Annotated in this window: 20 protein-coding genes, 6 pseudogenes and 1 riboswitch; of the genes and pseudogenes, 13 read left to right on the forward strand and 13 right to left on the reverse strand. The window is 68.9% G+C overall.

Annotated features, from left to right (window positions below; translation table 11 throughout):
- Nucleotides 1-53: 53 nt before the first annotated feature.
- Entirely contained in the window at nt 54-1,382 is a 1,329-nt protein-coding gene (gene aspS, locus QUE79_RS19280; protein ID WP_286344472.1) for an aspartate--tRNA(Asn) ligase, read from the forward strand.
- A 264-nt stretch (nt 1,383-1,646) separates the two neighbouring features.
- Here aspS and QUE79_RS19285 read toward each other — a convergent pair whose 3' ends face one another.
- From QUE79_RS19285 to QUE79_RS19300, 4 genes are all read right to left on the reverse strand, one after another.
- Complete coding sequence (locus tag QUE79_RS19285; RefSeq protein WP_350271592.1) at nt 1,647-1,928, reverse strand: glutaredoxin family protein; 282 nt, start codon at nt 1,926-1,928, stop codon at nt 1,647-1,649.
- A gap of 254 nt (nt 1,929-2,182) precedes the next feature.
- Nucleotides 2,183-2,281, reverse strand: coding sequence for a 30S ribosomal protein bS22 (locus tag QUE79_RS19290; RefSeq protein ID WP_003792170.1), 99 nt, complete (start codon nt 2,279-2,281; stop codon nt 2,183-2,185).
- A 123-nt stretch (nt 2,282-2,404) separates the two neighbouring features.
- Nucleotides 2,405-2,599 carry a helix-turn-helix domain-containing protein gene (locus QUE79_RS19295; RefSeq protein WP_286344473.1) on the reverse strand — a complete coding sequence of 65 codons (195 nt, stop codon included), beginning with the start codon at nt 2,597-2,599 and terminating at the stop codon, nt 2,405-2,407.
- A 142-nt stretch (nt 2,600-2,741) separates the two neighbouring features.
- Complete coding sequence (locus QUE79_RS19300) at nt 2,742-3,206, reverse strand: metalloregulator ArsR/SmtB family transcription factor (RefSeq protein WP_286344474.1); 465 nt, start codon at nt 3,204-3,206, stop codon at nt 2,742-2,744.
- Between the two features lie 139 nt (nt 3,207-3,345).
- Between QUE79_RS19300 and QUE79_RS19305 the strand changes: the two are divergent.
- Nucleotides 3,346-4,735: pseudogene (locus tag QUE79_RS19305) on the forward strand (TrkH family potassium uptake protein).
- Nucleotides 4,728-5,399 carry a potassium channel family protein gene (locus QUE79_RS19310; RefSeq protein WP_286344475.1) on the forward strand — a complete coding sequence of 224 codons (672 nt, stop codon included), beginning with the start codon at nt 4,728-4,730 and terminating at the stop codon, nt 5,397-5,399. The pseudogene QUE79_RS19305 and the gene QUE79_RS19310 overlap by 8 nt, the downstream one beginning before the upstream one ends.
- A gap of 72 nt (nt 5,400-5,471) precedes the next feature.
- On the opposite strand, the pseudogene proC reads toward QUE79_RS19310, so the two are convergent.
- Nucleotides 5,472-6,304: pseudogene (gene proC, locus QUE79_RS19315) on the reverse strand (pyrroline-5-carboxylate reductase).
- Nucleotides 6,305-6,375: 71 nt separating this feature from the next.
- On the opposite strand from proC, the pseudogene QUE79_RS19320 reads away from it, so the two are divergent.
- Nucleotides 6,376-7,397: pseudogene (locus tag QUE79_RS19320) on the forward strand (cation diffusion facilitator family transporter).
- A gap of 91 nt (nt 7,398-7,488) precedes the next feature.
- Here QUE79_RS19320 and QUE79_RS19325 read toward each other — a convergent pair.
- Entirely contained in the window at nt 7,489-7,944 is a 456-nt protein-coding gene (locus QUE79_RS19325; protein WP_286346781.1) for a nucleoside deaminase, read from the reverse strand.
- A 50-nt stretch (nt 7,945-7,994) separates the two neighbouring features.
- Here QUE79_RS19325 and upp point away from each other — a divergent pair.
- From upp to QUE79_RS19350, 5 genes and pseudogenes are all read left to right on the forward strand, one after another.
- Nucleotides 7,995-8,626: pseudogene (upp, locus tag QUE79_RS19330) on the forward strand (uracil phosphoribosyltransferase).
- Between the two features lie 604 nt (nt 8,627-9,230).
- Nucleotides 9,231-9,956 (forward strand): winged helix-turn-helix domain-containing protein, encoded by a 726-nt coding sequence (locus QUE79_RS19335; protein WP_286344476.1) that lies wholly within the window; start codon nt 9,231-9,233, stop codon nt 9,954-9,956.
- A 402-nt stretch (nt 9,957-10,358) separates the two neighbouring features.
- Nucleotides 10,359-10,922 (forward strand): MarR family winged helix-turn-helix transcriptional regulator, encoded by a 564-nt coding sequence (locus tag QUE79_RS19340; RefSeq protein ID WP_286344477.1) that lies wholly within the window; start codon nt 10,359-10,361, stop codon nt 10,920-10,922.
- Nucleotides 10,923-12,295, forward strand: a pseudogene (locus QUE79_RS19345) (cryptochrome/photolyase family protein). It abuts the gene before it with no gap.
- Nucleotides 12,292-13,803: a serine hydrolase domain-containing protein gene (locus QUE79_RS19350; protein WP_286344478.1), complete on the forward strand. Its 1,512-nt coding sequence runs from the start codon at nt 12,292-12,294 to the stop codon at nt 13,801-13,803. The pseudogene QUE79_RS19345 and the gene QUE79_RS19350 overlap by 4 nt, the downstream one beginning before the upstream one ends.
- A gap of 20 nt (nt 13,804-13,823) precedes the next feature.
- Here QUE79_RS19350 and QUE79_RS19355 read toward each other — a convergent pair whose 3' ends face one another.
- Nucleotides 13,824-14,753: a carbohydrate kinase family protein gene (locus QUE79_RS19355; protein ID WP_286344479.1), complete on the reverse strand. Its 930-nt coding sequence runs from the start codon at nt 14,751-14,753 to the stop codon at nt 13,824-13,826.
- A gap of 182 nt (nt 14,754-14,935) precedes the next feature.
- Here QUE79_RS19355 and QUE79_RS19360 point away from each other — a divergent pair, with 182 nt between their 5' ends.
- From QUE79_RS19360 to QUE79_RS19370, 3 genes are all read left to right on the forward strand, one after another.
- Complete coding sequence (locus QUE79_RS19360; RefSeq protein WP_286344480.1) at nt 14,936-15,373, forward strand: GNAT family N-acetyltransferase; 438 nt, start codon at nt 14,936-14,938, stop codon at nt 15,371-15,373.
- A 73-nt stretch (nt 15,374-15,446) separates the two neighbouring features.
- A complete protein-coding gene (locus QUE79_RS19365) occupies nt 15,447-16,058 on the forward strand; it encodes a TetR/AcrR family transcriptional regulator (RefSeq protein ID WP_286344481.1) in 612 nt (203 codons plus the stop codon).
- 57 nt (nt 16,059-16,115) lie between these two features.
- On the forward strand, nt 16,116-16,895 hold the full coding sequence (locus tag QUE79_RS19370) for a dienelactone hydrolase family protein (protein ID WP_286344482.1): 780 nt from the start codon (nt 16,116-16,118) through the stop codon (nt 16,893-16,895).
- Here the strand turns inward: QUE79_RS19370 and ribH are convergent.
- From ribH to QUE79_RS19390, 4 genes and pseudogenes are all read right to left on the reverse strand, one after another.
- Nucleotides 16,892-17,380 (reverse strand): 6,7-dimethyl-8-ribityllumazine synthase, encoded by a 489-nt coding sequence (gene ribH, locus QUE79_RS19375; RefSeq protein WP_286344483.1) that lies wholly within the window; start codon nt 17,378-17,380, stop codon nt 16,892-16,894. The genes QUE79_RS19370 and ribH overlap by 4 nt on opposite strands.
- Nucleotides 17,381-17,465: 85 nt before the next feature.
- Nucleotides 17,466-18,087, reverse strand: a pseudogene (ribB, locus tag QUE79_RS19380) (3,4-dihydroxy-2-butanone-4-phosphate synthase); the annotation flags it as partial.
- Nucleotides 18,087-18,743 (reverse strand): riboflavin synthase, encoded by a 657-nt coding sequence (locus QUE79_RS19385; RefSeq protein WP_286344484.1) that lies wholly within the window; start codon nt 18,741-18,743, stop codon nt 18,087-18,089. The gene QUE79_RS19385 and the pseudogene ribB, both read right to left, overlap by 1 nt.
- Nucleotides 18,744-18,897: 154 nt before the next feature.
- A riboswitch (FMN riboswitch) is annotated at nt 18,898-19,051 on the reverse strand.
- Between the two features lie 124 nt (nt 19,052-19,175).
- Nucleotides 19,176-19,838, reverse strand: coding sequence for a pentapeptide repeat-containing protein (locus QUE79_RS19390; RefSeq protein ID WP_286344485.1), 663 nt, complete (start codon nt 19,836-19,838; stop codon nt 19,176-19,178).
- Nucleotides 19,839-19,860: 22 nt separating this feature from the next.
- Between QUE79_RS19390 and QUE79_RS19395 the strand changes: the two genes are divergently transcribed.
- Complete coding sequence (locus QUE79_RS19395) at nt 19,861-20,733, forward strand: aminodeoxychorismate lyase (protein WP_286344486.1); 873 nt, start codon at nt 19,861-19,863, stop codon at nt 20,731-20,733.
- A 68-nt stretch (nt 20,734-20,801) separates the two neighbouring features.
- Here the strand turns inward: QUE79_RS19395 and QUE79_RS19400 are convergent, their stop codons facing one another.
- A complete protein-coding gene (locus QUE79_RS19400; protein ID WP_286344487.1) occupies nt 20,802-21,314 on the reverse strand; it encodes a uridine kinase family protein in 513 nt (170 codons plus the stop codon).
- Between the two features lie 77 nt (nt 21,315-21,391).
- Nucleotides 21,392-21,991: a TetR/AcrR family transcriptional regulator gene (locus QUE79_RS19405; RefSeq protein WP_286344488.1), complete on the reverse strand. Its 600-nt coding sequence runs from the start codon at nt 21,989-21,991 to the stop codon at nt 21,392-21,394.
- Nucleotides 21,992-22,064 lie beyond the last annotated feature (73 nt).

A 22,064-nucleotide genomic window follows, 5' to 3' on the forward strand; every position in this document is an offset into this window, starting at 1 on the left:
GTGAGGGTCTCTCGGTGCCGAGAGAACCTCCGCTCTCTGTAAACTCGGGCAGCGTGACCAACCGCACTCTCATCAAAGACCTCGCTTCTTCCTCCGACGGGCCCGTTTCGGTGTCCGGGTGGGTCGAGACGGTGCGCGATCAGAAGAAGGTGCAGTTCGTCGTGCTCCGCGACGAGACCGGCGCCGTCCAGCTCGTCAACCCGCGGGCGACGGACGCCGACGGCGCGATCGTCGCGACCGACGTGTCCGGCACCATCACCTCGCTCTCGCAGGGCTCGTTCCTCACGGCGACCGGCGACCTGAAGCACGACGAGCGCGTCAAGCTCGGCGGCGTCGAGATCAAGCTCGAGACCCTCGACGTGACGACGATCGCGATCCCCGAGACGCCCATCGCCGACGACTCCGGCATCGACAAGCGGATGGACTGGCGGTTCCTCGACCTCCGCGTGCCCAAGAACGCCCTCATCTTCAAGATCCAGACGACTCTCGAGCACGCCTGGCGCACCTACTGGGTCGAGAACGACTTCGTCGAGATCCACACGCCCAAGCTGATGGCGTCGGCGAGTGAGTCGAAGGCCGAGCTGTTCCGCGTCGACTACTTCGAGGGGTCCGCGTTCCTCTCGCAGAGCCCGCAGTTCTTCAAGCAGATGGCCCAGTCGGCCGGCTTCGGCAAGATCTTCGAGGTCGGGCCCGCGTTCCGCGCCGACCCCAGCTTCACCAGCCGCCACGCCACCGAGTTCACGTCCGTCGACTCCGAGATCAGCTGGATCGACTCGCACGAAGACGTCATGAAGCTCCACGAAGAGCTTCTGGTCGCCGGTTTCCAGGCCGTGAAAGACAAGCACGGCGCTGAGATCGAGGCATTGTTCGGCTTCGAGCTCGTCGTGCCGACCATCCCGTTCCCGCGCATTCCCCTGGCCGAGGCCAAAGAGATCGTGGCCTCGCGCGGGTACGAGGTTCCGCGCGCCGACGACGACATGGACCCCGAGGGCGAGCGCCAGATCGCGGCCTACGTCAAAGAGACGTACGGTCACGAATTCGTGTTCCTGACCGACTACGCCTCGAGCATCCGGCCCTTCTATCACATGCGTCACGCCGACGACCCGTCGCTGACCAACAGCTACGACCTCATCTTCAACGGCGTCGAGATCTCCACCGGTGCTCAGCGCGAGCACCGCGTCGAGATCCTCGAAGAGCAGGCCCGCTCGAAGGGGCTCGAGCCAGAAGAGCTGTCGGGGTACCTCGACTTCTTCCGCTACGGCGTCCCGGCGCACGGCGGGTTCGGCATGGGACTCTCGCGCGTGCTGATGCTGATGCTGCACCTGGCGAACCTCCGTGAGACGACGTACCTCTTCCGCGGGCCCACGCGACTGGAACCCTAGGGTGCGTCTCCCCCTCCGCCGGAGGTCGCCCGCGGCCTTCACAGAACCCGCCGCCGCGCGATCCTGGCGACGCACGACCCGCGGTGAAGTGAGAGACACTCCGTAGCTCCGCAGCGACCTCACGAAATCCGCCCTCCGGCTTCTGCGGGAGGGCGGATTTCGTTCCTCCGGCACCGCGCCGCGGCCGACAGATGCCTGCGGCGGGTCAGGCGATGTGCGGCAGGGTGGGGCACCGTGCGGCAGGGTGGGCCGGCCCGGGGCGGGTCAGGCGCCGTGCGGCGGGTGGGGCGCGGCCGCGCGGAGGGCCGTGCGAAGCCGGTCCGGTTCGACACGCCAGATGGTGTGGACGCGGCCGTCGATGAGGACGACGGGGATCTCTTCCGAGTATTCGTCGGCGAGCGACTGGTCGTCGAGGATCGACAGCTCGTCGTAGTCGCGGGCCCCCGCGAACTCGACTTCGTCGAGCACCGCCTCGAGCGCCTCCCGCGCGTCATCGCAGAGGTGGCAGCCGGGCTTGGTCAGCAGGGTGATGTGGGGCACGGGCACTCCCCCAGAGTACTGCGCGCCTCCACCGCCGGCCGAGTCGCGCTGAGGTCGCGAGTGGGCCTGCCGGTCGCGCCGGTGGCGCGGGGGCTGCCTGTGCCGCCGGTGGCGCGGCCACACCGCGATCTCGCGCCCCGAGTCTCCGTCGCAGCCAGAGAGCGCAGGTGCCACCCCGAGCACGCGAGGCGCCAGACCACCACGGAAGGAAGAAGACAAAAACGGCCGGCAACCGAAGGGTGCCGACCGTTTTTGTTTGCCTACTTCTTGTTGCGGCGCTGGTGACGCGTCTTACGAAGCAGCTTGCGGTGCTTCTTCTTCGCCATGCGCTTGCGACGCTTCTTGATAACAGAACCCATAGGGCACCTCACAGATTTTTGAACAGGACCTTTACGAACCGGGTCCATTTCAAAGAACCGCGGAAAAATACCTTGGTGGAGTCTACCGGGGTCGGCCTGGAAAGACGAACCGGGGCAGCAGGATCAGCCGACGTCGGCGATGCCGCCGCGCAGAACCGCCGCGACAGCGGAATCCGGGACGCGGAACGAACGTCCGAAGCGGATCGCGGGCAGCTCGCCGGAGTGGACCATGCGGTACACGGTCATCTTGGACACGCGCATCATGTCGGCGACTTCCGCCACCGTGAGAAAGCGAACGTCTGTCAGGTCGTCCGACATGATCCTGCCTCGGGTTCGGGCCGGGCTCACCTGCGCTGTCGACCAACGCGGTGTGAACCGGCGACTTGGGACCGGCTGAGTGTTACTCGTGTGCCCCGTGGCTACTTTAGGGGCGCATGTGACTCGCTGGCAAGCTGCCGCGTCACCCCTGTTCGCGGTGCCCGAGTCGCTTCTTGATGGGGCCGGGGATGCGGCTCTGCGCGCCGGCGACGACACGGCCCAGGGTGGTGCCGACGTCGCCGACGTCGGGCAGGTTCTCCGCCGCGCGGCGGAGCGGCGCCGGCATCGAGACGCCCGGACCGCGAGCGGGCACGGCGGCGAGCTGGGCGCCCGCGGACGCGGGGGCGACCACGAACGGACTCAGCCACTCCTGGACCTCGGTGAGGGGTTCGGCATCGACGCTGTAGTAGCGGTGCTGCCCCTTTTCTCGCACGCGGACCAGACCGGAGTCGCGCAGGACTCGGAGGTGCTTCGACACGGTCGGCTGGCTCAGCCCGAGCGCGGTCACCAGCTCTCCGACGCTGATCTCGCCTGGGCGGCGCAGCAGGAGGACTCTCAGGAGCTCTCGACGAGTGGGGTCGGCGATCACGGTGAAGATGTCGGCCATACGCGCAAGGCTACTGATGGATGGCCCGGAGTACCATGACGGTTTTCGGGTGAATTCGTCAGAGGTACGGGGAGGTCGGGTGGCGTCAGCACCACCTCTTCTGAGACCGTCGGCGTCGGGTCGCCGCCCCACTCGTCCGCTGGCGCGGCTGCGAGAGGCGATCGACGACGCGAGCCGCAAGTCTCCGGCGCGCTTCGCGATCCTGATCTTCACGACGCTGATCCTGCTCTTCACGGCGATCTTCATGCTCCCGATCAGTTCGGCCGACGGCGAGATCACCCCGGTGGCCGACTCCTCTTCTCCGCCGTGTCCGTCATCTGTGTGACCGGTCTGGCGACGGTCGACATGGCCACGCACTGGTCGCTCTTCGGCCACGTCGTCATCTTCGTCGGCGTGCAGATCGGCGCGATCGGCGTGCTCACGGTGGCGTCGATCCTCGGCCTGGTCGTCTCCCGCCGGCTCAGACTGCGATCCCGGCTGATGGCCGCGAGCGACTCGAATCCGCTCCGAGCGCACGCCGGGCCGGTCCCCGAGGGGCAGGCCGTCCGGCTCGGCGAGGTGGGCGGGCTCCTGACCACGGTCGCCGTCAGCGCCCTCGCGATCGAGCTGGTGATCGGGATCCTGCTCGTCCCGCGCCTGCTGATCGACGGCATCCCTGGAAGGACGCCGTCTTCGACGGCTTCTACTACGCGGCGATGGCCTTCACCAACACGGGGTTCACCCCGAACGCGGCGGGCCTCGCGCCGTTCGAGGGCGACTTCTTCTTCCTGGGTCTGCTGATGGTCGCGGTGTTCCTCGGCAGCATCGGCTTCCCGGTCATCTACGCCATCACGCGCAATCCGCTGCACCCGCGGCGCTGGTCGCTCCACGTGAAGCTCACGCTCGTGACGACCGCGATCCTGCTGGCCGCCGGAACCGTCCTCTACATCGTCCTCGAGTTCGACAACCCGCGGACCTTCGGCGCGAAGGACGCCGGCACCACGATCTTCGAGTCGCTCTTCCTGAGCACGATGTCGAGGTCCGGCGGCTTCTCGACGATCGACATCGCGCACCTGCACGACTCGAGCCTGCTCGTCACCGACATGCTCATGTTCATCGGAGGCGGTTCCGCGTCCACGGCGGGAGGCCTCAAGGTGACCACGCTGGCGGTGCTGTTCCTGGCGGCGTTCGCGGAGGCCCGGGGCAAGCAGAGCATGGAGGCGTTCGGACGCAGGATCCCGTCCGACGTCCTGCGCCTGTCGGTGAGCGTGGCCCTCTGGGGCGCGACGATCGTGGCCGTGGCGACCATCGTGATCCTGCAGATCACGAAGGCCTCTCTGTCGCATGTCCTCTTCGAGGTGATCTCGGCCTTCGCGACCTGCGGCTTGTCGACGGGTCTGACCGAATCGCTCCCGGACAGCGCGAAGTACGTGCTGGCCGTCACGATGTGGATGGGCCGCGTTGGTACAGTGACACTCGCCGTGGCCCTGGCCAACAGCCAGCGGCGGCAGCTGTTCACACGCCCCGAAGAAAGGCCCATCGTTGGCTGAGCGAATCCCCCACGACGCGCCGGTCCTCGTCATCGGCCTCGGGCGGTTCGGCGCTGCGACGGCGGGTCAGCTCGAGCGGCAGGATCGAGACGTGCTCGTCGTCGACACGGACGTCTCACTGGTTCAGAAATGGGCCGATCGAGTCACCCACGCGGTCCAGGCGGACGCCCGCGACATCGACGCCCTTCGTCAGATCGGGGCGGCCGACTTCGCCATCGCGGTGGTCGGCGTCGGTTCCTCGCTCGAGGCCAGCGTGCTCATCACGGCGAACCTCGTCGACCTCGAGGTGCCGCAGATCTGGGCGAAGGCCGTCTCGAAGTCGCACGGCAAGATCCTGACCAGGATCGGCGCCACGCACGTGATCTACCCGGAGGCGGAGGCCGGCGAGCGCGTCGCCCACCTGGTCTCCGGCCGGATGCTCGACTACATCGAGTTCGACGACGAGTTCTCGATCGTCAAGATGTACCCGCCGAAGTCGGTGCGTGGTCAGAGCCTCGGCGAGTGCACGGTGCTGCCCAAGTTCGGGGTCACCATCGTCGGGGTGAAGAGCCCGGGAGGCGCGTTCCAGGAGGCACGCCCCGAGACGGTGGTGGGCGACCACGACCTCATCATCGTCAGCGGCACCGAGGTCGATCTCGAACGCTTCTCGGCCCTCGAGTCATAGCGCCGCCGACGCAGCGCCCGTCGCGCGCCGGTCTCGCGCTCGGGTCGCGGCCGCGTCGCGCGCGGTACGGAGCTACTCGCTCGCGATCTCCGTTGCGCGGGCGAGAGCGGCCGCGGAGGCCCGGTCGAACAGACCCTTCAAGTCGGCCGCCTGCAGCACCTCGACGGCCTTCTCGGTGGTGCCGCCCGGGCTCGTCACCCGGCGGCGGAGCTCGTCGGGCGCGATGACGTCGTTCGCGAGCAGTTCGGACGCCCCGCGAAAAGTGCCCTGCACCAGGACGGCGGCCTGGTGCTCGCTGAAGCCGAGGTCGACCGCGGTGCGCGTCCACTCCTCGATCAGGTAGAAGACGTAGGCGGGGCCGGATCCGGAGATGGTCGACAGCGCATCGATCTTGTCCTCCGGAATCGTGACGACGTCGCCGACACAGGCGAACAGGCTCCGCGCCACGGCGAGGTCGGCGTCGGAGGAGCGGGTTCCGGCGGCGAGGCCGGTCACGCCGAGGCCGACGACGGACGGCGTGTTCGGCATGGAACGCAGGACCGCGACGTGATCCGGAAGGGCCTCCTCCATCGCGGCGATCGTGATGCCGGCAGCGAGGCTGACGACGATCGTCCCGGCTTCGAGCACCGGGGCGATCTCGCGGAGAAGGTCGACGACCATGTACGGCTTGACGCCGATGAGGACGATCTTCGCGCCGGTCACGGCCGAGGCGTTCGCGGCGGGATCGGCCTCGGTCGCCAGGGAGGTGACACTGCCGTGGCGGAGGGGCGCGGCCTTGGCCTCGGTTCGGTTCGTGACGCGGATGCCGCCCTCGACGGTGACGTCGGGGCGGAGGAGGCCGTGCAGGATCGCGCCCCCATCGAACCGGCTCCGAGAATTGCTGTCGCGGGGAGGGTCGTGGTCATTCGTCCATCCTAGGATTGGCGGCAGCGAACGGGGCGCAGGGGTTCCGCCCGCGAAAGGACGAGAGAAGCTCATGACCGAAATCACCGGTGCCGACGGTTCCGATCACTCAGGCGTCCCCGCCGAAGCCACGGGGCACGGCGGGCACGGAACGAAGGCGATCCTCGCGGCGCTGGGCGCCAACCTCGGCATCGCCCTGGTGAAGATCATCGCCTGGGCCGTCTCGGGTTCCGCGTCGATGCTCGCGGAGGGCGTCCACTCGATCGCCGACTCCGCCAACCAGCTGCTCCTGCTGCTGGGTGGTCGCAAGGCCCGCAAGGCCGCCGACGAGGAGCACCCCTTCGGATACGGTCGCGAGCGCTACGTCTACGCGTTCGTGGTCTCGATCATCCTGTTCTCCATCGGCGGTGTCTTCTCCTCTACGAGGGCATCGGAAAGATCCAGCACCCGCACGAGCTCGAGAACGCCTGGCTTCCCCTCGTGGTCCTCGTCATCGCGATGGGCCTCGAGGGTTTCTCCCTCCGCACGGCCCTGCGCGAAGCCCGACCGCACAAGGGCGACCAGGGCTGGTTCCGCTTCATCCGCCGCGCCAAGGCGCCCGAGCTGCCCGTGCTCCTGCTCGAGGACACCGCCGCCCTCACCGGCCTCGTGCTCGCGTTCATCGGCGTCGGCCTCACCGTGCTGACCGGCAACAGCCTGTTCGACGCGCTCGGAACGGTTCTGATCGGGGTCCTGCTGATCCTGGTCGCCATCATCCTCGGTGTCGAGACCAAGAGCCTCCTCGTCGGCGAGGGCGCCTCGAGCGAGGACACCGCCGCCATCAGGAACGCGATCACGGCAGGGCCCGAAGTCGAGTCGATCATCCACATGAAGACGCTCTACCTCGGCCCCGACGAACTGCTCGTCGCCGTGAAGGTCGCGATGGGCGGAAAGCAGCTGCTGGCCGACGTCGCGGCGTCGATCAACTCGGTCGAGGCGCGGGTGCGCGCTGCGGTGCCTCTGGCCCGCGTGATCTACGTCGAGCCCGACGTCTGGGTGGAGCCCGGTTCGCCGCAGCCCACGACCGAGGCCATCGTCGTCCGCTCCGTCGACTAGCGGGGGCTGCCGTAACGCGTTTTGCGGACATCTCGACGTGCCGCGGCGAGTTGAAATGTCCGCAAAACGGGTTACGGCAGTCTCTGTCGGCCTAGCGGCGGGCGGTGAAGAAGTCGTCGAGAAGGGCAGCGCACTCCGGCCCGCGGACGCCGGCGTACACCTCGGCCCGATGGGGCAGGCGACGATCCCGCAGGATGTCGTACACACTCCCGGACGCCCCCGCCTTCTCGTCCCACGCCCCGAAGACGACGCGGGGCACCCGCGCAGCGAGAATCGCCCCGGCACACATCGGGCACGGCTCGAGCGTGACCACGAGCGTGCAGCCGGTCAGGTGCCAGTCGCCCAGGGCCGCCGCGGCGTCGCGCAGGGCGAGGACCTCGGCGTGGGCCGTGGGATCCTGCAGCTTCTCGCGTTCGTTGTGCCCGCGGCCGATCACGAGGCCCGCAGGATCGAGGACGATCGCCCCGACCGGGACGTCGCCGGATGCCTGGCACAGCGCTGCCTCGTCGAGTGCCACGCCCATCCACGCGTCGAACTCCTCGGGCATGCGTGGCACGCGGCACACCTCCTCGGCTCGACTCCGCTAGCTTTGAGCCTATGCGAGTGCACGTTGCGGACCACCCCTCATCACCCACAAGTTGACGGTGCTCCGTGATCGCGAGACGAAGTCTCCGACGTTCCGCGCGCTGACCGAAGAGCTGGTCACGCTGCTCGCCTACGAGGCGACGCGCACCGTCCGCACCGAGCCCGTCGACATCGAGACGCCGGTCGGCCCGACGACGGGTCTGGCCATCTCCAAGCCTCGTCCGCTGGTCGTGCCGATCCTGCGCGCCGGCCTCGGCATGCTCGAGGGCATGACGAAGCTCGTGCCGAGCGCCGAGGTCGGGTTCCTCGGCATGATGCGCGACGAAGAGACGCTCGAGCCGACCACGTACGCCGAGCGTCTGCCCGACGACCTGTCGAACCGGCAGTGCTTCGTGCTCGACCCGATGCTCGCCACCGGCGGCTCGCTGATCGCCGCCATCGACTTCCTGCTCGCGCGCGGTGCCGTCGACGTGACCGCCGTCTGCATCCTCGCATCGCCCGAGGGCCTGGCCGCGGTCGAGAAGGCCATGCACGGGCGCGAGGTGACGATCGTGCTCGGCGCCGTCGACGAGCGCCTCAACGATCAGGGCTACATCGTGCCCGGTCTCGGCGATGCCGGCGACCGCCTCTACGGCCTGGCCTGACCTCCCCTCCGCCGCCACCGCCCCGGTCGCGCCGCCCCTCCCGCGAGCGCCGTGGTCGTACACGACTCGCCGGTCACGATCGGCCGTCCCGTGCGCACGATCGAAGAACCGCGACCGGGAAACAACGGGTGTTGGTTGACACGGCATCAACTCCTGCGACACAATCGGACTCATGACTGCTCACACGCACGCCCCGATCGCCCAGGAGGCCGGTGTCGTTTCGACGACGCGCACCTCCCGAGGTCTCGTGGAGCGAGCCGGCATGATGATGCCGACCGACGCAGTCATGTGTTGTCGAATGTGTGCCTGACCGGCACCTGACCCGCCGAGTCTCCGCTGGTCCGCAGGCCTGATACAGCTGCCCTGCCGATCGCATCGTCTCGATCACATCCTTGATCGAGGCGACTGACTCCGGATGCATCGTCCGCCAACACCCCGGCGGCGCATCCCATCCCGTTCCACGTTCCTGGGCCTCATTCCGCTCGAACGTGCGAGCCTCGCGGCACACACCGGAGAATCGCGTTCCTTCTCCGCACTCGACAGCGCACCTGAAGTCGAGTTGGCGGACGAACGGATCTCCCCACGTCCCAAGGACTCCACTTCCATGTCTCTCGCTTTCGATACCCAGACCACCAGCACCACAACCATTCAGGCCCCGGCCCAGCGCCACCTCACCGCCGTCGCCCCCGAACAGCCGGCGACATCACCTCGCCTCCGTGCCGTCCCGGCCGGCACCGAAGCCCGCGGCTTCGTCCTCTACGTCGGCATCGACGAGCTGAAGGCCGCCGATGCGGGCACCAGTCTCGGCGAGATCGTCTCGCAGCTCCGCGCCCTCACCGCCCAGCTCGCCCCGGCCGCCGAAACGCACGCGGCCGTCGCCCTGGCCCCCGAAGGTGCAGGCGGACGCGACGTCGACGTCGTCCGACTCGCGCTGCAGGATCCTGCCGCCCTCGCGAAGCACCGCCACACCGAGGTCGACGAGGAGCCGGGCGCCCGCGGCGGAGTCGTCGTCGACATCTCGCGGAAGCGCCTCCTCCTCGACGGCGACGTCGCCCCGCTCACCTACAAGGAGTTCGAGCTGCTGCAGTACCTCGTGCTCCGCGAGGGTCGTACCATCGACCGCGCCGAGCTCATCTCGAGCCTCTGGTCGGCCGGCGACGACGAGGTACCGAACGAGCGCACCATCGACGTCCACGTGCGCCGCCTCCGCTCGAAGCTCGGCGCCTTCGAGGACATCGTGCGCACCGTCCGTGGCGTGGGCTACCGGTTCGACCGCCACGCCGACGTGTCGATCCGCCAGGCTTCGACACCCAGCCCCGACGTCTTCTGATCCCCCTCCCGATATCGAAGGGGATTTTCGCCGGCGACCCGTCCCGAAAGGGATCGCGGCAGCAAGCGGCGAAAATCCCCTTCGATTTGTGGCGAGCAGGATCACGGTGTCCCCCGACAGAGGGACAGGCTGTCCCCCGTCATCGGGAACGGCAACGATCCTTTCGGTTTCTTCTCAGCAAAATAACGATTCGGTAACTAGACCCCGTTACCAAGCCGTTATAGATTGTTGTCACTGAAGTTGTTTGCTGTGGCAACGTCAGTGGAATGTGATTGCAGGACACTCTTGGTGCAAGGGAGAGGGTCGGTCGCTAGCCTCTGCGACCGGCCCTCAGTCCGTTAATCGGTCTTTTGTCGGACGTCGTTCGTAGACTGGTGGCCAGTCATCCGGCGAGGAGCAGCAATGAAAGACAAGGGGACGAGCCAGAAGAGTCTGGCCGTCAGCGCTTGGGAGTCGCTCTTCCGAGCTCAGGTCACCATCATGCGCGAGCTGACCGCCTGTTTCCCGACGGGTGAGATCTCCTTCAACGAGTACGACGTCCTGTTCAACCTGTCGAACCAGCCCGAGCGGCGCGCCCGCCTCAAAGAGCTGACACAGCACCTCCTCCTCACGCAGCCGAGCATCAGCCGTCTCGTCGACAGGCTCACCACCAAGGGCGTCGTCGAGAAACTGAGCGACCCCGGCGACGGCCGCGGCATCATCGTCGCCATGACCCCACTCGGCTCCGACATCTTCCGCAGCACGGCCGTGCGTCACGCCGAAGCGATCTCGCGCCGCGTGGGCGGCACCCTCGACCACGACGAGCTCGAACAGCTCATGGCGCTCTGCACCAAGCTCCGCCTGGGCCCGACGATCGCCGACGTTCCCGAGGCCGAGGCGTGCCCGGTTCTGAGCGACGACGAGACCGACGACAGCGCGGTCGCACCGTCCGGATCGACCGCCGACCCTCTCGTGGCCGGCCGCTGAGTGGTCTCCCGAACCCTGGTCTGGCTGCGCGACGACCTTCGCGTGGCCGACAATCCAGCACTGCACCACGCGATCCAGCGCGGGGGCGAGGTCGTCGTGGCCTATGTCCTCGACGACGAGACCACCGCAATCCGCCCGCTCGGGGGCGCCTCCCGCTGGTGGTTGCATCAGAGCCTCGCCGCTCTGTCCGCCGAACTCGAGCGACGCGGCGCACGTCTGACCCTCCGTCGCGGCGCGGCGGCCGATGTCATTCCCTCCCTCGTCGACGAGTCGGGCGCCGACGCCGTGTTCTGGAACCGCCGGTACGGCAAGGCGGCGCGCGACGCCGACGCGGCTCTCAAGTCGTCGCTCCGCGATCGTGAGCTCGACGTGAGCAGCTTCCAGGGCAGCCTGCTGTTCGAGCCCTGGACGGTTCAGACCGGCCAGGGCACCCCGTTCAAGGTCTTCACGCCGTTCTATCGCGCCTGTCTCGAGCAGCCCGAGCCTCGACACCCCTTCCCAGCGCCGAGCGACATCCCCTCCCCCGCGACGGCCCTCCCGAGCGACGACCTCGACTCCTGGGCTCTCGAGCCCTCTCGCCCCGACTGGGCGGGCGGGCTCCGCGACCGGTGGGAGCCCGGGGAGAAGGGGCGCACCGCACCCTCGAGGCGTTCATCCGCGACGATCTCGCCGACTACGCCGACCGCGACTTCCCGGCCGACGACACGACGAGCCACCTCTCCCCGTTCCTCCGCTTCGGCGAGATCAGCCCCTTCCAGGTCTGGCACCGCCTGCGCGGCAACGTCCCGCAGAACGCGAAGGGGCAGGTGGGGGCTTTCCTCCGCCAGGTGATCTGGCGCGAGTTCAACCACGTCGTGCTCTTCGCCAACCCCGACCTCGCCACCGCCAACTACCGGCCCGAGTTCGACGAGTTCGAGTGGCACGAGCCCGAGGCCGACGTCCTTCGCGCCTGGCAGGAGGGCCGCACGGGCATCCCTCTTGTCGACGCGGGCATGCGCGAGCTCTGGCAGACCGGGGTGATGCACAATCGCGTGCGGATGGTCGTCGCCAGTTTTCTCATCAAGAATCTCCTGATCGACTGGCGCCTCGGTGAGCAGTGGTTCTGGGACACCCTGGTCGACGCCGACGAAGCGAACAATCCGGGCAACTGGCAGTGGGTCGCCGGGTCAGGCGCCGACGCGGCGCCGTACTTCCGCGTCTTCAACCCCGAACTACAAGCCGACAAGTTCGACAAGCAGCACGAGTACGTCGGTCGCTGGGTGCCCGAGTTCGGCACCGACGACTATCCGGAGCCGATCGTCGACCTCAAGGAGTCGCGTCGGCGCGCACTCGACTCGTACGACACCATGCGACGAAAGGCCGGGCTCGCGTGACCATCGACCCCTCCGATCTTCGGGCCGCGGTCAGCGGCGTCGACTCCCTCTTCCGGGCGCGCGTGGCCGAAAAGCGCGCCCCGAGCGCGGCCTACGGGGTGTTCACGCGCGACGGCCTCGTTCACACGGGCTCCACCGGCGACGTCGCCGGGGCAGCGCCCACCGCCGACACGATCTACCGCATCGCGTCCTGCACGAAGAGCTTCACCGCCACCGCGCTGCTCGCCCTCCGCGACGCCGGCGCGCTCGACCTCGACGCACCCGTCACCGATTTCGTTCCGGCGTTCGGCGACGTGACGCTGCCCACGGCCGATTCGCCGATCCCGACTGTCCGCATGCTCCTCACCATGTCGGCCGGCCTGCCGACCGACGACCCCTGGGGCGACCGCCAAGAGCCGATCACCGACCGAGAACTCGACACCCTCCTGGGGCGAGGACTCCGGTTCGACAGCGTGCCAGGCACCCGGTTCGCCTACTCGAACCTCGGCTACGCGCTGCTGGGCCGGGTGGTGACCATCGCGGCGGGGCGCCCTTACCGCGAGGTCGTCAGCGAGACGATCCTGCGCCCTCTCGGCCTCGAGTCGACCGGCTTCGAGCGCCCGAACGGCGACGACGACCGCCTCGCCATCGGGCACCGATTCCTCGACGACGCGTGGCAGCCGCTGCCGTTCTCCGGCCCGGGCGGATTCTCGTCGATCGGCGGCCTGTTCAGCACGGTCACCGATCTCTCGCGGTGGGCGCGCTGGCTCGCGTCCGCCTTCGATCCGGCCGGCGACGAATCGGAGGCACCCTCCGCAGGATCACGCGCACCGGGTGACCACGACGGCATCCTGTCGCGCGCGTCGCGGCGCGAACTGCAGCAGCAGTACCGATTCGTCCCGGCTCTCGCGGCTCAGCCCAGCGGCTACGGCTTCGGTCTCTTCGTCGAGCAGCAGCCTGGCCTCGGCGAGATCGTCTCGCACTCCGGTGGCTACCCGGGCTTCTCGGCGCACATGCGCTGGCACCCTGCTTCCGGCATCGGCGTGGTCGCGTTCGAGAACGCGACCTACGCCCAGGTCTCCGTTCCCGCCGCGACCGCACTGCACGGGATCCTGCACGATCTCTCCGCCGAACCCGTCCCAGCTGTGTGGCCCGAGGTCGTCACCGCCAAAGCGCTCGTCGAGAGCGCCCTCCACGGGGCCACGCTGCCGGCCGACACGGTCTCCGAGAACGTCGAGCTCGATGTCCCGTTCACGCATCGCCGCGCCGCCTGGGCTCGGGCGATCGACGAGATCGGCGGCTTCGACGGCAGTGGTACGGCGTTCGCCGCGGCCGGTGAACGTCCGACGGGTCCACGATCGCCGCTGGTCCCGATCGACGTCGACTCCGGTGAAGAGTCCCTCGCCCCGTCACACCTGGTCTGGCGGCTTCCCGGCCGCTCCGGCCGGCTCCGCGTCGAAATCCGTCTGACTCCCGAGCTGCCTCCGCGCATCCAGACGCTCACCGTCCGCACCGAACGGCTCGGCTAGGGCGCCGTCTACCGCCCGGGCTACCGCGCGGGCCGGCCGCCCACGACGCCCAGAGCCAGGGCCGCGGCCTTCACGCCCTTCCGGCTGGCCATCGCGAGGCTCGGCGATTGAAGCCACGCGCACAGGAAACCCGCGCTGAACGCGTCACCCACGCCGATCGGGTCGACGAAGCGCGACGCGACCGGCGGCGAGTGGACGAGCTTGCCGGTTCGCCGCCCGGCGACGGACGATCCGTCGGGGAGGGCGAGGGCTACGACGCCGAACCGGGCCGCAAGGGCTCGAACGACATCCTCCGGCTCCTCCTCACCGCTGAGCAGGCGGCCCTCGTCGAGGCTCGGAAAGAACAGGTCGGCTCCCTCGACGATGTCCAGGAAAGCCTGCGGACCGTAGTCGGCGATGAAACCCGACGACGCGGGATCGATCGACACCAGCGCTCCGGCGGCGCGGATCCTGCTCACGAGTCTCCGGTAGGCGACCGGACTCCGCGAGGTGACCACGGTGTAACCGGTGAGGTGAACCGCCGCGACTCCGCGCAGGAGCTCGTCCGTGATCTTGTCGAGGACGAGGCCGGCGCTCGCACCCCGATCGGTCAGCATCGTGCGGTGGGCTCCCTCGACCGTGATGACGACGGTGCCCGTGTGCTCGCTGGTGGCGTGGCTCAGATGCGGGACCACGCCGGCATCGGCCAGCAGCTGCGTGTGCCGCTGCACATCGCCGACCCCGACTCGGCCCACGAAGTCGGTGCCGATGCCGAGAGTCCCCAGCCACGCCGCCGTATTGGCCGCCGAACCGCCGGCCCGATGCCGGATCCTGGCGTCGGTGTCCGTGTTGGTGGTCGGACGCTTGGCCGGCATCACGATGATGTCGTCGAGCACGTCGCCGAAGACCAGGACGCGCGAGGTGGTCTCCGCTTTCGGCAGGCTGATGAGAGTGGGTGAGGTTCGGGGCATGGCGGACAGGGTTCGGAACGACGACGATGTTCGACGGGCCCTCGGCGAAGACCGCTTACCAGCGCACCACGACCGAGCGCCGCTGCCCCGGTCAGAGCAGCAGAACCATCCGTCCAGAGGGCGTCGTTCACCCGCCAGTCACCCGAGTCGGCCGCCGGACCCCGGAACGCTACTGTCGAAGGATGACGGTCACGCACCAGGAATCGCTCACCTCCGACCTCGATCCCGTCGTCCTCTACGAGATCCTGCGTCTGCGCGTGGATGTGTTCGTGGTCGAGCAGGGTTGCGCCTACCCCGAGCTCGACGGCCGCGACGTCGAGCCGACGGCCCGCCAGTTCTGGTCGACTGATGACGACGACGTGGCGGCGACGCTCCGGCTTCTCCACGACGGCGAGGACCGCCGGATCGGTCGTGTGGCGACGGCCCAGGCGGCTCGCGGGCGAGGCTTCGCGGGCGTCCTGATGCAGAGAGCGGTCGACGAGTGCGGGGGTCGCGCGATCCACCTCGACGCTCAGGAGCGTCTCGAGGGCTGGTACGGCCGCTACGGTTTCGAACGCTCCGGCGAGGATTTCGTCGAGGACGGCCTCGTGCACATCCCGATGACGCGAGCAGCGCGCTGACGCGACGTCGGACCGAACCAGCTCTTTCGGCCCGCCCTTCCGCCGTACGCTCCCGCAGCCATACACTCGGAAAATGGCACGCCGAGAGACACCGCCCCGCGAGCGCATCCTGCTCGCAGCCCACACCGAATTCGCCGAGCGCGGATTGGCCGGGGCGCGGATCGACACGATCGCCCGCTCTGCCGAGGCCAGCAAGGAGCGCCTGTACGCGCACTTCAAGACCAAACGCGAACTCTTCGACGCCGCTCTGGGCGCGAGCATCGATCGCTGGGTCGCGGCCGTTCCCCTCGACGCTCGTGATCTGCCCGGCTGGGCCTCACGGCTCTACCTGCACTTCTCCGAGCACGTCGACGACGCACGCCTGCTCCTCTGGGGTCAGATCGAGGGTGTGACGCTGGCCAGCCCCGGTGTCGTCGACCACGCCGAACTCGAGGCCCGACGCGACGGCGTCCGCCAGGCGCAGGCGGAAGGCCTCATCGCGACCGACTGGCGGCCCGACGAGGTGCTGACGATGTCGTTCGGGCTGGTGCTCGCGTGGTTCGTGACACCGGTGACCACCAACGTGCACCTGGGCGACACGGAGCGCCGCGCCATCGTCGTCCAGGAGGCCGTGACCCGATTGCTCTCGGGTGGGCCCCTTCCTCCCGAAGCGTCTCCGGGAGAGTCGGCGGTCAGCCAGGCCTGACCGCCCGACGGCCGTCATCCGCTCGATCCGAGACTCCTCGGAGTAACGTCGCAGACGATGACTCCCGACACTCTCACCCCAGCACTCCGTGATCTCCTGGCCTCCGTCCCCGAAGCGCCGGTGACCTCCGAAACCGTCTCGTTCACGGCCGGCGACACCGAACTCGAGGGGTACGTCGCGCGCCCCGGCGACGACGGCCCCGCTCGACCCGGCGTGCTCGTCCTGCACGACTGGTTCGGAATGACCGACCACGTGAAGGTTCGAGCCGAGATGCTCGCGCGACTCGGCTACGTCGCCCTCGCCGGCGACATCTACGGCGTCGACTCGCAGCCGGCCGACGGCGACGAGGCCGGGGCGCTGGCCGGGAGATTCTATGGCGACGTCGACCTCTTCCGCGCGCGGGCCCTGGCCAACCTGGAGCGGCTGCGGGCCGAGCCCGGCGTCGACTCCTCGCGGATCGCCGTGATGGGGTATTGCTTCGGCGGCTCCGGCGCACTCGAGGTGGCGAGGTCGGGCGCGGACGTGGCCGGTGTGGTGTCGTTCCACGGCAATCTGCGGACAGGTGCCCCAGCCGAACCCGGCAGTGTCACCGCGCCCGTGCTGGTCCTGACCGGAGCGGACGACCCCGTAGTACCGCCCGACTCCGTGACCGCCTTCGAGGACGAGCTGCGAACCGCGGGCGCCGACGACTGGCAGGTCGTCAGCTACTCCGGAGCCCTGCACGCGTTCGCGGTCCCCGGCACGAACTCGCCGGAGCACGGTGCCGCCTTCCAGGAGACCGCGAATCGGCGATCCTGGGTGGCCATGAAGGACTTCTTCGCCGAAGTGCTGGCTTAGGCGAGGAGGGCGGCGGCACCGAGCGCCCGCAGGGTCAGCACCGTCTGCACGGCGGCCGACGCCGCCTCGTCGCCTTTGTCTTCTTTCGAGCCTTCGAGGCCTGCGCGATCCAGACCCTGCTGCTCGTCGTCGAGGGTGAGCACACCGAACCCGACCGGTTTGCCGGTGTCGAGGGCGACGCGGGTGAGCCCGGCGGTGGCGGCGTCGGAGACGAAGTCGAAGTGCGGTGTCCCTCCGCGGATGATGACGCCGAGCGCCACGACGGCGTCGGCCCCGTTCTCGAGGGCGGCCTTGGCGACGACGGGAAGCTCGAAGCTCCCGGGGACGCGGATGACCGTGACGCTGGCGTTCATCGCGTCGAGCGAGCGCAGCGCCCCCGCGAGGAGGCCCTCGGCGATGACGGTGTGCCAGGTGCCCGCCACGACGGTGACGCGAACGCCGGTTCCGTCGATCGAGGTGGTCTCGGGTGCTCCTTCGCCGCTCATGCGGTCGCTCCTTCTGTGGACGCGGCCGTCGAGGCTGCCGCTGTTGTCGGTGTTCGTGCCGGCGACGCCGACCCGGTCGTGGTCGCCGGCGCGTGCTCGTCGAGCCAGGCGATGAGCTGCGCGATCGTGATCACCGGGACACCCTCACGGTCTCCGAAGCGGAGCAGCTCGGGGAAGCGCATCATCTCGCCGTCGTCGGCCACGATCTCGCTGATGACTCCCACGGGGCGAAGCGATGCCGCGATCATGAGGTCGACCGCCGCCTCGGTGTGTCCGTTGCGCGCACGAACGCCGCCGGGAACGGCTCGAAGCGGCAGGACGTGCCCGGGCCGGTGGAGATCGGCACGCACCGACGCGGGGTCGGCAAGGACGCGCAGGGTGTGTGCCCGGTCGTGGGCGCTGATGCCCGTCGTCACCCCCGCCGCAGCATCGACGCTGACCGTGTAGGCCGTCCCGCGCGTGTCTTCGTTGTGCGCGACCATGGGCGGCAGGTCGAGCCGGTCCGCGATCTCAGCGGTCATCGGGGCGCAGACGAAGCCGGACGAGTAGCGGACCAGCCAGGCCAGCCACTGCTGGGTCGCGAGCTCTGCGGACAGGATGATGTCGCCCTCGTTCTCGCGCGACTCGTCGTCGGCCACGATCACGGGGCGCCCGAGCCGCAGGTGCTCGAGGGCCGCCTCGACCGTGTTCGCCACCGTCGCCGTCATCACAGGTCGACCGTCGCGATCGGCGAGGCGTCGAGAGCCGCGGTCGCGACTTCGTCGAGGCGGAGCATCCTGCGGACGTGTCGGGCGATCACGTCGGTCTCGACGTTGACGCTGTCGCCGACCTCCTTGACGCCGAGGGTGGTGGCGGCGAGCGTCTCGGGGATCAGCGACACCTCGAACCAGCCCTCGTCAGCACCCGCTTCGCTGATGTCGCTGACCGTGAGGCTGACGCCCTCGAGCGTGATCGAGCCCTTGTCGACGAGGAGCGGAGACAGATCGTCGGAGAGACGGAAGCGAAGTCGGCGCCAGGCGTCGCCGGGGTGGATCTCGAGGAGGGTCGCCGTGCCGTCGACGTGCCCCTGGACGATGTGGCCACCGAGGCGGTCGCCGACGCGAGCGGCGCGCTCGAGGTTGACCGGTGATCCGGCCACGAGATCGCCGATCGTCGACATGATGAGCGTCTGCTTCATGACGTCCGCCGTGAAGGACTCGGTGTCGCTCGCAACGACCGTGAGACACACGCCGCTGACGGAGACGGAGTCGCCGTGGTGGACTCCCTCGACGGCGAGCGGGCCGTGGACGGTCAGACGAACGGAGTCTCCGTTGTCGACGATCCGGTCCACGCGGCCGAGTTCTTCGATGATTCCCGTGAACACGTCAGCTCACCGCCCGCGTGGTGGGCTCGTGGGGTGTGCGGCTGCGCGTGATGCGGCTTGCCATGTCGTTCTCCGGTTTCGCTCTTCGAGAGCTCCGGGGAAGGGTCGGCCGACGGCCGCCGCCCACACGCTGAGGAATAACTCGTACGCGTGGGCACGCGCTGCCTCCTATCCGGACTTTCACCGTCGGTACTGGAATCACACCAGTTCAGCCACTCGTCTCGCCTCCGACCGTGAAGTCGGGGCGTTCGAAGCGGGTCGCGGACTATACCGCCGGTTCAGAATCTCACTGACCCCGGAGCGCGTTGCTTGTTCTAGAAACTATCACCGGTTCGATTCGAGTGGCTTAAGCGTTACGTCCGTTGACATTGCGCCGCCCGCGATGCCCCGCCGGGCCCGGCTCTCTGCGGCTCGTGGGGCACCCGGGCCGGATCACTCGACGATCACGCCGTGCTGAGCCGCGAAGAGCGGTGCCAGGAGGGTCAACTGTTGGTCGTCGATGATCGCGCCGCGCAGGCCGGGGATGCCGTCGATGCGATCGAAGGTCGTGGTGCGGAGGTCGACGGACGACAGTTCGGCCGAGGTGACGTCGAGTGTTCCGACGCGGCAGTCGACCAGGGCCACTCGCGTGGCGCGAACGCCCCCGAGATCGAGTTCGCCGATCGCGCAGTTCTCGATGACGACGTCTCGGAGCGTCGACCCGCGCAGGTTGAGGAAGTCGATCTTGCCGCCGGAGAGGCGGACCGACTCGAGTTCGGCGTCGAAGAGCTCGGCAGAACCCCACCGCGGCCGGTCGACCCGGACGGTGCGCCACGTCGTCCGCGCCGCCGAGAACTCGGGGGCGAACGGATCGACGAACACCGACTCGACGAAACGACTGCCGCGGAGGCGCGTGGCTCCGAACGTGATGCCCTCGAAGACGCACTCGGAGAAAGTCGACCCCTCGAGGTCGTACTCGGTGAGATCGCCGCCGTCGTAGCGCTCGGCATCGTGCGACTCGCGCGAGCGGAGCTCTTCGGCCGGAGCATCGGTCAGGTCTCGGGGATCCGCCTCGTCGACGCGCGGCGCCTCGAGGCCCTTCTTCGTCTTCGCCATGCGAGAACGGTACCGTCGACCCATGACACTTCCCGTTCTGCTGATGCTGCTCCACGACGCCTCCGGGGTCGTCTCCGTCGACGAGCAGGACCCCTCCGCACCGCAGGTCTCCGTTCTCGACCTGGGAGTCACGCGCGGTGACGGCATCTTCGAGAGCATCGGCGTGATCGACGGTCGCGCGCAGGCCCTCGAACCCCACCTCGCGCGCCTGGCGAAGTCGGCGGCCATGCTCGACCTGCCGGCACCCGACCTCGATGTCTGGCGTGCCGCGATCCTGCGCAGCATCGAGCTCGCAGGATCGGCCACGGTCGGCTCCGAACTGCTGGTCAAGGTGATCCTCACCCGCGGCATCGAGGACGGCGACTCGGCGACCGGGTGGGTCTACTGCTTCGACGCCGGACACTACGACCGCGAGCGGGAAGCGGGGATCGCCGTCGTCACCCTCGATCGCGGTTACCGCAGCGACGTGGCCGAGACGTCGCCGTGGCTCTTGCAGGGGGCCAAGACGCTCTCGTACGCGATCAACAAGGCGGCGCTCCGCGAGGCGGCCCGGCGCGGTGCCGACGACGTGATCTTCGTGTCGACCGACGGCTTCGTGCTCGAGGGTCCGAACTCGACGGTCATCGCCCTGATCGACGGCGCCTACGTGACGACACCTCCGTCGCTCGGCGTACTCGAGGGGACCACGCAGGGCGCGTTCTTCGCCGATGCGCAGGCCCGCGGAGCCTCGGTGGAGTACCGCGCCTTCACGGTCGACGAGCTTCGCGGTGCCGATGCCCTCTGGCTGGCGTCGAGCGGTCGCCAGATCGCTCCGGTCGTGACGCTCGACGGGCAGCCGGTGTCTGCCGATCCTGCCTTCACCGCCGGCGCCGTCGAGCGACTCCTGGCCCGCTGAGTCACTCGAGGGCGGGCTCTCTGCGGAACCGGTCGGTGATCACGGGCGGAACAGGCGGGCGGCCGTGTTCACGATGAGGCGTCGGCACCTCCCGAGGTGGTGAAATCGGCCCGCGAGCGGGTTCCGTCCCGCTCGAAGAACACGGCCTCTTCGACCATCCACTTCTGCCACACCTCCCGGTGATCCTCACCGTCTCGAGCCAGCCCGCGCTCGAGGCGAACCGCGGCGGGCGCCTCGACCCAGACGCTGCACGCCAGCCGATCGGCAACGGCCCTGCGCGATGAGGTGACTCCTTCGATGACGACCACGGGGGACGCGGGAACTCGTCGCCAAGGCCCGAGGCGGTCACCGAACTCGTCCCCTTTCCAGTCCCGCTGCTGATACACGGCGTCGTGTCCGGTCAGGAGGGGCTCGAGGACCTGAGCCTCGAACCTGGGCCACCAGCCGGCGAAGTCGTTCCAGGAGACGAAGTCGTCGATCGGGACGAGAGGCGCTCGCAGCCGATCCGCCAGCGGACCGGCGAGCGTGCTCTTGCCCGAGCCCGATGGACCGTCGACGGCGACGAGGCGAGTGCCTGACATGACGAGACCCTCGACCCGCGTTGCGATGCGTTCGACCGTCGAATCCTCCGCGGACCGGGCTGGTCGCGTGACACGGGTCACGCGTGACCCTCCGCGAGCGCCCGTGCGCGAGCGTCGGGAACTCCCAGGACGAGAAGGCTCGTGACCGTTGCGGCGTCGGCGCCGATGAGGGCGTCGGGGAGGCTGCTGTCCGCGACGGCAAAGACGGCGGAGAAGGCGATTTGACTGAGAACCGGTGCGGGGAGGTGCCGGCCGAAGACTTCGGCGTCCTGCCCCCTCTGCACGAGGTCGGCGAGGGACTGGTCGACCGGCTCCAGGAGAGCGTGGATCTCGTGACCGTATTCTCCGCGACGGAGTGCCACCAGCACTCGGTAGCGGTGCGCCAGTGGCCAGAGGCGCGCGAGGAAGTCGACCCAGACTCGTTCCGGTGATCCGGCGGAGGCGTTGATCTCGGAGAGGACGGCTGCGATTTCGTCGACGGCCTGACGGGCGAGGGTCCGCACGAGGTCGGCGCGCGTGGGGAAGTAGCCGTAGACCGTGCGGCGGACCACCCCCACCGCGGAGGCGATCTCGCCCATACCCGCATCCGGGTCTCGACCGAGGGCTTCGAGAGCGCCGTCGAGGATGCGCCTCCGCGTGTCGTCCGCGGCGCCTGCACGGGCGGATCCGGTCTGCATCGGCCAATCATTGCACAACTGTGTGCAACGGCGTAGGGTGCACAACCGTGTGCATTGCACACACGTGTGCAAT

The sequence above is a fragment of the Frondihabitans sucicola genome (assembly GCF_030296615.1).
In the GTDB taxonomy this organism is placed as follows: domain Bacteria; phylum Actinomycetota; class Actinomycetes; order Actinomycetales; family Microbacteriaceae; genus Frondihabitans; species Frondihabitans sucicola.